Raw genomic sequence first — 2,025 nt, forward strand, 5'->3', positions numbered from 1 at the left:
ATGCTGTTGAGGCTATCCATCGGTGCACCGTGTTTTACTTGCACCTGCACTCTATGCGGTGGATAGCTTTTTTCCAACCCAACCCCAAAAAACTGTCCGGAGTGTTGCCCAGCGGCAGGGCTACGTCACCATCACCCTAAACGATGGCACCACCTATGAGTTGACCCCCTCATCTACTCAAGCGGCTACCTACACCGACCAAAACGGTCGCCGCGCCACCCGCGAAGACGAATTAGGCATGGATGGCGTAATTTATCGCCTTGCCGATGTCTCGATCTACGTCTACTGGGATGCCTCTACGGTTTCTAGTGAGCCGCGTCGGGGCGGGGGCAATGTGCCTTGTTCGGCGGGGCAACCCAGCTACGACAGCCTGTGTCAGGCCGCTGCTATCTACGGCTCTGGTCATGCCACGTTAACCCTGGTGGGGCCAGGGGGCAAACCGCATCATCTCTATTACGACGGTCAAACCCTCTACTCCACCGACGCTGACGATCAGGTGTTGATGCAGGTCGTCGATGGTCAGTATTTGGTTTCGGTGAATGATGCTGAATTCTTTAAACTTGACGAAATTATGGTTACTGGGGCGGATTAGCCGTGTTTTTTAGGGATACCCTGCCATGCACAGCTCATCCTATGTCTATCCCGTTGAAGCGTTTCTTTACCCTAGCTTTGACCTTTCTTTTGGCGATGGTTCTCAGCCTAGCCTTGGGTCAACCCAGTCAGGCTCAGTTCTCCTTTCCAGAGGGGTTTGGTCAAAAAGGGGTGATCGGGCCGCCGTCAGAGGTGACGCGCTACGGCAACATGGAGGCGATCTCCGTTCAATCTCCCCTCAGCGAAAATAATCTTTTTACCATCGCCTCTCCCACGGTGTATAACCGGGCGATGGATAGTTTGAGTGGTCGTCAAACCGTGGAGCAACGAGCGGAGGAAATTCAGGCCAAGTTGCTGCTCTTACTTCAGCGGCCCATGGATCCAGAGACCCTGGTGTTTGAGGTCTCCCAACTCAATAATGTGGCCATTGTTGATGTGCGAGATGATCAGTTTCCCCGCCCCTTGGTCTTACTTTCAATCACAGAATTTGACGCCGACTTTAATGGTCAGCCCGTTGATATCCTCGCGGAGGAATGGCGCGACATCCTCGAATCGGAAATTCGCAGTGGGCTAGAACAGCTCCCCGCTGCCCGTCGTCGGGTCAATCACATTTTGACTGGGGTGTTGCTGAGCAGTCTGGGGATTATTGGCCTGAAGTACGCCCTATCTAAACCGCAAGGTCGGCTGCGACGACAGAAAAAAGCCCTTCAGGCTACGCCTCCCCCTGAATCTGCCATTCCTGAATTTGCGGTGACCCCTAAATCTGCCCCGGATGATGGGGGAGAAACGGTTGAGGAATCCCTCATTTTGCGGCGCATGGCTTTTTTGCAGCGGCTACCGCAAATTTTTAATTTAGATCGCCAACTGGCCGCCCTAGAAATTCTCCAGTGGCTGCTGTTCTGGCTACTGATGACGATTTTGTATGGGGGCTTCTTTTGGCTGGTCAAAGTTTCCACCTATCTCATCCGCAACCAGCTTCATTTCCTAGATATGGCGCTGTCTCTGCTGTTGATTTGGTTTTTAACGGGATTGGCCATTCGCATCAGCCGTCGGTTAATTGATCGCTTTATCACCCGCTGGAACCCCCTAGATTTGATCGATTTTATTGAGGTCGGTGATAGCCAACGCCTTAACCTGCGCACCTCTACCATTGCCGGGGCAATGAAAGGGCTGGCAACCGTGGTGATTTTGCTGGCGGGGGTGTTGTCGGGGTTGAATACGCTGGGGCTATCCACGGCTTCGGTGATTGCCATTGGCAGTTTGGCGGGGTTAGCCATTACCTTTGGCTCCCAAAACCTGGTGAAGGATCTGGTGAATGGCTTTCTGACTGGACAGTCATAAGTTCTGGACAGGGGTACTAAGTTACTAAGCTTTGGGAGACCTGAGGGGGCAAGGGGTTAAGCTTAGCGGCGATGAATTTAGGCAAAAGTAGAG

The 2,025-nt window shown here is 52.9% G+C and carries 2 protein-coding genes; both read left to right on the forward strand.

Going from position 1 to position 2,025, the window contains the following annotated elements:
• Positions 1-22: 22 nt before the first annotated feature.
• Positions 23-592, forward strand: a complete 570-nt coding sequence (locus H6G62_RS27010) for a hypothetical protein (protein WP_190500908.1) — start codon at positions 23-25, stop codon at positions 590-592.
• 41 nt (positions 593-633) lie between these two features.
• A complete protein-coding gene (locus H6G62_RS27015) occupies positions 634-1,932 on the forward strand; it encodes a mechanosensitive ion channel (RefSeq protein ID WP_190500910.1) in 1,299 nt (432 codons plus the stop codon).
• The last annotated feature ends 93 nt before the right edge of the window (positions 1,933-2,025 follow it).

The sequence above is a fragment of the Phormidium sp. FACHB-1136 genome (assembly GCF_014697375.1).
Taxonomy (GTDB): Bacteria; Cyanobacteriota; Cyanobacteriia; order Phormidesmidales; family Phormidesmidaceae; genus Nodosilinea.